This window comes from Brevundimonas sp., from assembly GCF_024711105.1.
Lineage (GTDB): Bacteria > Pseudomonadota > Alphaproteobacteria > Caulobacterales > Caulobacteraceae > Brevundimonas.
Map to the genome: position 1 here is coordinate 1 of NZ_JANJTL010000049.1, position 6,232 is coordinate 6,232.

At 68.9% G+C, this 6,232-nt stretch carries 7 protein-coding genes and 2 pseudogenes; 3 read left to right on the forward strand and 6 right to left on the reverse strand.

Annotated elements, in window-relative coordinates; all coding sequences use genetic code 11:
• The 3 genes and pseudogenes from Q0M60_RS03895 to Q0M60_RS03905 all read left to right on the forward strand — a co-directional run.
• Positions 1–119, forward strand: a pseudogene (locus Q0M60_RS03895) (SUF system Fe-S cluster assembly protein); the annotation flags it as partial.
• A 2-nt stretch (positions 120–121) separates the two neighbouring features.
• On the forward strand, positions 122–508 hold the full coding sequence (locus Q0M60_RS03900; protein ID WP_296816161.1) for an iron-sulfur cluster assembly accessory protein: 387 nt from the start codon (positions 122–124) through the stop codon (positions 506–508).
• Entirely contained in the window at positions 508–870 is a 363-nt protein-coding gene (locus tag Q0M60_RS03905; RefSeq protein ID WP_296816164.1) for a TfoX/Sxy family protein, read from the forward strand. The genes Q0M60_RS03900 and Q0M60_RS03905 overlap by 1 nt, the downstream gene beginning before the upstream one ends.
• Here the strand turns inward: Q0M60_RS03905 and Q0M60_RS03910 are convergent.
• The 6 genes and pseudogenes from Q0M60_RS03910 to Q0M60_RS03935 form a co-directional block, all read right to left on the reverse strand.
• Complete coding sequence (locus tag Q0M60_RS03910) at positions 867–1,646, reverse strand: lysophospholipid acyltransferase family protein (RefSeq protein ID WP_296816166.1); 780 nt, start codon at positions 1,644–1,646, stop codon at positions 867–869. The two genes, Q0M60_RS03905 and Q0M60_RS03910, sit on opposite strands and share 4 nt — an antisense overlap.
• Positions 1,647–1,684: 38 nt before the next feature.
• Positions 1,685–2,734: a diguanylate cyclase gene (locus Q0M60_RS03915; RefSeq protein ID WP_296816170.1), complete on the reverse strand. Its 1,050-nt coding sequence runs from the start codon at positions 2,732–2,734 to the stop codon at positions 1,685–1,687.
• Positions 2,735–2,801: 67 nt separating this feature from the next.
• Positions 2,802–4,463 carry a DEAD/DEAH box helicase gene (locus tag Q0M60_RS03920; RefSeq protein ID WP_296816173.1) on the reverse strand — a complete coding sequence of 554 codons (1,662 nt, stop codon included), beginning with the start codon at positions 4,461–4,463 and terminating at the stop codon, positions 2,802–2,804.
• 109 nt (positions 4,464–4,572) lie between these two features.
• A complete protein-coding gene (locus Q0M60_RS03925; RefSeq protein ID WP_366855515.1) occupies positions 4,573–5,262 on the reverse strand; it encodes an SOS response-associated peptidase family protein in 690 nt (229 codons plus the stop codon).
• Positions 5,263–5,498: 236 nt separating this feature from the next.
• Positions 5,499–5,876 carry a hypothetical protein gene (locus Q0M60_RS03930; protein WP_296816178.1) on the reverse strand — a complete coding sequence of 126 codons (378 nt, stop codon included), beginning with the start codon at positions 5,874–5,876 and terminating at the stop codon, positions 5,499–5,501.
• Positions 5,876–6,232 (reverse strand): annotated as a pseudogene (locus Q0M60_RS03935) (erythrose-4-phosphate dehydrogenase); the annotation flags it as partial. The gene Q0M60_RS03930 and the pseudogene Q0M60_RS03935, both read right to left, overlap by 1 nt.

Sequence of the window (6,232 nt, forward strand, 5' to 3'; positions counted from 1 at the left end):
AGGACGCCGTCCGCAAGGTCGAGGGCGTGCGCTCGGCGACCGCGCGGCTGGTGTTCGATCCGCCGTGGGATCCCTCCAAGATGAGCGACGAGGCCAAGCTCGCGCTCAACATGTTCTGACCATGGACGTCCAGACCGCCACGCCGCGCCGCCGCGAACGGCCCAAGGTCGTGACCCTGACCGAGGCCGCCGCCGCCCGCGTGCGCGACATCCTCGAGCGCGCCGACAAGCCCTATGTCGGCCTGCGCGTCGGGGTGAAGAACGGCGGCTGCGCCGGCCAGGAATATGTCGTGGAATACGCCGAGGCCGCCGGTCCGCTGGACGAGGTGGTCGAGGACAAGGGCGTGAAGATCCTCATCGAGCCCAAGGCCGTCCTGTTCCTGCTCGGCTCCGAGATCGACTACGAGACCACCCGCCTGGCCTCGAAGTTCGTCTTCAGAAACCCCAATGAAACCGACGCCTGCGGCTGCGGCGAGAGCGTCACCATCCAGCCGGCGGCGCCGGTCTGATGGCCTACGACCCGGCTTTCGGGGACTGGATCAGGGACCATCTGCAGGGGCTGGGCCCCATCGAGATCAAGCGCATGTTCGGCGGCGCGGGCGTGAAGTTCGGCGGGTCGATGTTCGCCATACTCGACGACGGCGTCCTCTGGCTGAAAGCCGACGAGAGTCTCGCGCGCGAGCTTGAGGCCGAAGGCGCGCGCCAGTTCACCTATCCGACCAAGGACGGCCGGGTGATGTCCATGGCCTACTGGTCGCTGCCCGATACAGCAGTCGACGACCCGGACGAGGCCGTCGGTTGGGCGCGCAAGTCGATCGCCATCGCCACCGCAAAGGCTGTGGCGAAGCCGAAGCGGCGCACCAGGAGCTAGGCCGCCTTCCGCTCCGCGCGGCGGACCTCGTCCGGCGCCAGAACCTGCACCGCCGGGGTCACCGGCTGTCCGGTCGCCTCGGCCACCAGCTCCGCCGTGTGGCCCTCGATCATCGCTTCCAGCCGCGCCATGAACTCGGCGCGCTCCAGGCCCGGCGGGATGGGGTCGAGGAACTCGATGGTCGCGGTTCCTGGAGTCTTGCGAAACGCCTCCTGCGGCCAGAACAGGCCCAGGTTGGTCGCCAGCGGCACGACCGGCAGGTTGAAGTCGCGGTACATGTGCCAGACGCCGGTCCGATAGCGGAACTTCTCGCCGACCTTGGCGAGGTTGCCTTCCGGATAGATCAGGATGCGCCGGCCCTCTGCGTGGGCACGGGCGGCGTTCTCGGCCAGCGCCTTGCGGGCTTCGTGCCCGCCGCAGTTGTTGACGACGATGGCGCCCAGCTTCTGCAGCACGGTGGACAGGAGCGGGAACCGTTCCAGATGGTCGCCCGTGACGAAAGCCAGGTCGCCGAACTGGTCGTAGACGGAAAACCCGTCGCCCCAGCTCTGGTGCTTGGCCGCGATGATGAAGGCCCCCTCGGGCAGGCGATCCTTGCCGCGAGCCTCGATGCGGATGCCGGCGAACAGGCGCATGGCCTGGACCATGCGGCGGACGTACTGGCGGATGACCCACTGAACCGCGCTCCGGCCCGGCGCGAGGGCGGCGAAGGCGGCCGTAAGGGTGTAGCCGATCGACAGGACCCAGTAGACGATGTTGAAGGCGACGCTTCTCATCCGCCCACTCTAGCGCCGGCGTTGGCGCGGAACAGGCCTCAGGCTGCCTGTTCGAGGCGCTCCGCCACCGTGACCCGGTCGCGTCCGCCCCGTTTCGAGGCGTAGAGCGCCTCGTCGGCCCGGCCGAGCAGGCAGGCGGGGGTTTCGCCCGGCTTCCAGTGGGCTACGCCGATCGAGATGGTGACCGCGCCCAATTCATCGTTGGTCGAGCGCCGCTTCAGTTGACGAGAGCCGATTTCACGGCGCACAGCTTCCATCAGGGCCTCGGCGCCTGCGGCGCTGGCGCCGGGGAAGATCACCGCGAACTCCTCGCCGCCGTAGCGGGCGGCGACGCGCGGCGGGCTGGCCACGCGCGACAGGACGCTGGCGACGTAGCGCAGCACCTGGTCGCCGGTCTGGTGGCCCCAGGTGTCGTTGAAGCGCTTGAAGTGGTCGACGTCGAGCACCGCCAGGGTCAGGGGTTCTCCTGCTTCGGCGGCCTCGGCGCAGCGGCGCTCCAGCTCGTCATCGAACGCCTTGCGGTTGGCCAGGTTGGTCAGGGCGTCGGTCATGGCGTCGCGCCGGACCTGCTCCAGGTGCTCGCGCAGCTTGGCCACTTCCTTGGTCGAGGCGGCCAGACGCTGTTCCAGCGCCGAGTTCTCCTCGCGCGCCTGAACGGTGGCGCGGGTCAGGGTCTGGATGACCTGTTTGACCTGGGGCGCGTCGGCGGCCTCGAGGCCCTGATCGGCCTCGGCCAGGGTCTCGCCATAGGCGGCCTGGGAACGCTGCGCCTCGGCGATGGCGCCGGCCACGCTCGTCAACTCACGCGACAGCTGGGCGCCGGCGTCGCGGATTTCCTCGGACAGCCGCGCGCGAGGCAGGAACTCGGTCGCGAGCCTCTCGGACTCCTCCTCGGTCAGGGCGCCGTCGCGCAGGATCCGGTCCAGCTCTTTGGCGAGCGCGCTATCCGGCTGGCCCAGGTAGTAGAGCCAGAGCTCGAAGTTCAGCGGTGTCGGCCAGACGCCGGCGCGCTCCATCGACTGCAGCGCGTTCTTCGCCAGATCATAGGCCGCGGGGCCTCTGAGCGTCGTGTCGACATCGGCGGTCATGCATTCCCCTCGGCGCGACGTTCTGTCGGGTCAGGGTCACACTAGGGCGCCAAGCGTAACGGTCGGATTAAGCCGGTTCGGCCTTTTTCGATCGCGACGGCAGCGGCGCAGCGCGCAGCAGGAAGGCCGGCGTGGCGTCGCCGAAGCCGGCGCCGCGGGGACTGTCGTCCTCGTCGCGTCGACCGCGCGAACGGTCGTCCCGCTTGCGGTCGCGGCCCTTATCCCGGTCGCCGCGGGCGGCGCGCTCGCGGCGCGGTTCGCGGTCCCGGGGAGTTTCCTGCTGTTCGGGAACCGTGGCTTCCGCCGCAGGCTGCGCCTCGACCTCCGCGGTCTCCGCGGGGGCTTGCGCCGTCGCTTCCGTCCGTTCGGCCCGTTCGCCGCCCCGGCGGCGACGGCTGCGCGTACGGGGCTCACGGGCTTCAGCCTCGGCCTCGCCGGCTGCGGCAGGCGTATCCTCGCGGGGCTCGGCCTTGATCGGCTCCATCGAGGCGGTCTGGCCGTGGTCGGCTATCGGGCGAGGACGACGGTCGCGATCCCGGCTGGCGCGCGGCTTGTCGCGACCGCTCTTGGCGCGCGGTTCGCTCTTCACGCCGGTGAGGTCGAGATCCAGCGTGATCTCCTCAGGCGTCATCTTGATGAGCTTCAGCACCTTGTCCAACGACCGGTCGTCGTTGGGCGTGACGATCATGAAGGTCTGGCCCTTGCGGCCCGCCCGGCCCGTCCGGCCGATGCGGTGGACGTAGTCGTCGGCGTGGTGCGGCACGTCGTAGTTGAAGACGTGGCTGACGTCGGGAATGTCCAGGCCGCGCGCGGCGACGTCCGACGCCACCAGCAGGCGCAGTTCGCCCGAGCGGAAGTCCGCCAGGGTCTTCATGCGCAAGCTCTGGTCCAGGTCGCCGTGGATCGGGGCGGCGTCAAAGCCATGCACCTTCAGCGACTTGGCGACGATGTCGACCTCGGACTTCCGGTTGCAGAAGACGATGCCGTTCTTGACGTCGGCGCGTTCGATCAGGGCGCGAAGCGCCATGCGCTTGGCCTTGGGATCGCCGTTGGAGATGCGGACCAGGTTCTGGGTGATGGTGTCGGCGGTCTGGGCCGGGCGCGAGACCTCGACCCGGGTCGGGTCCTTGAGGAACTGCGTCGTCAGCCGGGTGATCTCCGGCGGCATGGTGGCCGAGAAGAACAGGGTCTGGCGGCGCGGCGGCGTCAGCTTGAAGATGCGCTCGATGTCCGGGATGAAGCCCATGTCGAGCATGCGGTCGGCTTCGTCGACGACCATGATCTGCACGCCGGTCAGCAGCATCTTGCCCCGGTCGAACAGGTCCAGCAGCCGGCCCGGGGTGGCGATCAGCACGTCCACGCCCTTGTCGAGCGCCGAGACCTGGTCGCCCATCGACACGCCGCCGATCAGCAGCGCCCAGTTGAGCTTGGTGCCCTTGGCGTATTTCGCGAAGCTCTCGGCGACCTGGTCGGCGAGCTCGCGGGTCGGCGCCAGGACCAGGGCGCGCGGCATGCGGGCCTTGGCCCGGCCGGACGCCAGCCGGTCGATCATCGGCAGGGTGAAGGCGGCGGTCTTGCCGGTGCCGGTCTGGGCGATGCCCAGCACGTCACGGCCGGCGAGCGCCACGGGAATGGCCTGGGCCTGGATGGGCGTGGCGGTGGTGTAGCCGGTGTCGGCTACGGCCTTCAGCGTGGACGCCGAAAGGCCAAGGTCGGAAAATTCTGTCATTTCACTCGGATTAGGGCCCAGGAGCCGCCCGGTCTTGGGCGAGCGGGCGGCGCGAATTCGCCGAACCTGCTCCGAAGCTGCCGCCTAGATAGGGATTTTCCCTCGAAAGTCAATGTTCGACGGAAGTCACGCCCCGTGGCGCCGGCTCGACCGCGAGGGTCCCGGCCGGGGGCGGGACCAGTAGCTCCGCTTCTGAACCGGCTCCGAACAGCCAGTCGGCCCAGTCTTGCTGAGGCAGGGGAACGACGCCCCGGTGATGATAGGGTCTTACGTCCTCGCCCGGCTCGGCGGTCAGCAGCGAAAAGGCGTCGGGCGCCCCATCGCGCCCCGCGCGCCAGATGGCCGCCAGCGCTAGCAGCGGCGCCTTGGCGTCACGCAGCACCCAGCGGGTCTTGGGATATTTGTCGCCGGTGAACTCATAGAAGCCCGAGACGGGCACCAGACACCGGCCGTGGTCCGCGCCGTTCGAGAACCGCCGGCCTTCGCTGCGGAAGTTGATGATCGGCGGCCGCTTGGGCGCGGGCGGCGGGAAGCCGAAACGCATCTGGACGAGTTCGGCTCGCCCGTCCGGGCGGGCGCGGACCGCGCGCGAGAGATCGGTCGGCCTGACCTCCGCGACCGGCTCCAGGTTCGGCAACCCGCCCTCGAACAGCAGCGGCGTCTGGGCCGCCTCGAAGGCCTTGACCAGCTGGGTCACGCTGAAGCGGGATTCATAGGAGGCGCACATTTGCCCAATGTGCCGTCGCAGGGCGGCCCGGACCAGCCGGTTTCCAATCGTGATCTCGGCGGGGTTCAACATAGAGCAGGGACACACGTCCCCGATTTGTCATCCCGGAAAGCGCGCAGCACTTGTCCGGGACAAGGAGTCGACAGGGCTGGATTTTGGTTGATTGAATTCGGGTGTACGCGGAGAGGTGCATCGAGCGGACCTGTCGTCCCGGATCGCCGCTGCGCGGCTTCCGGGACGACAAGTGCTTGGGACGGGCGTCCCAGCTCTTCGCGCCCTCTTGGGCGCGGATGACGAGGACATTTCTGTCAGCCAGGGCCCAGCGCAAGAAGAGTCATCGCCGCCGCAAGCCAGTAGAGCGGAAGTCCCGTCGCGACGATGGCCAACGCGGCAAGAATTCCCCACGCAAGGCGCGCGCCCCCAACGAGCGGGCGTGTCGAGTCCCAAGGCGACGTCAACTTGGCCTGAGGCCGCAGCCAGCCGATAGTGGCAAGAAGAGCCAGGGCCGTGAGAGCCACAGGCCAGATGCCAATTACCACCCAAAAACCGAATAGGGGGTGCAGGTTGGACAAATAGGCATCCCAGGCGGCGGGCAAATGCGGGAACAGCGCGGCAATCGCCCACGCGACAAGGAAGCCGACGACAGGGCTCGCCACAATCAGCGCGATCGCGGCGAGCAGCCGCATCAGATCAGCTTCGCCATCGCCAGCGCGGTGTCCGACATCCGCGTCGCGAAGCCCCATTCGTTGTCGTACCAGCTCAGCACGCGGGCCAGCTTGCCTTCGATGACCTGGGTCTGGGGCAGGGCGACGGTCGAGGAGGCGGCGATGTGGTTGAGGTCCGAGGACACGACCGGGTCGGTCGTGGTGGCCAGCACGCCCTTCATGGCGCCGTCGGCGGCGGCCTTCAGCGCCGAGTTGATCTCCTCGGCCGAGGTGTCGCGCCCGGCGACGACCTTCAGGTCGACGACCGAGACGTTCGGGGTCGGGACGCGGATCGAGGAGCCGTCCAGCTTGCCCTTCAGTTCCGGCAGGACCAGGCC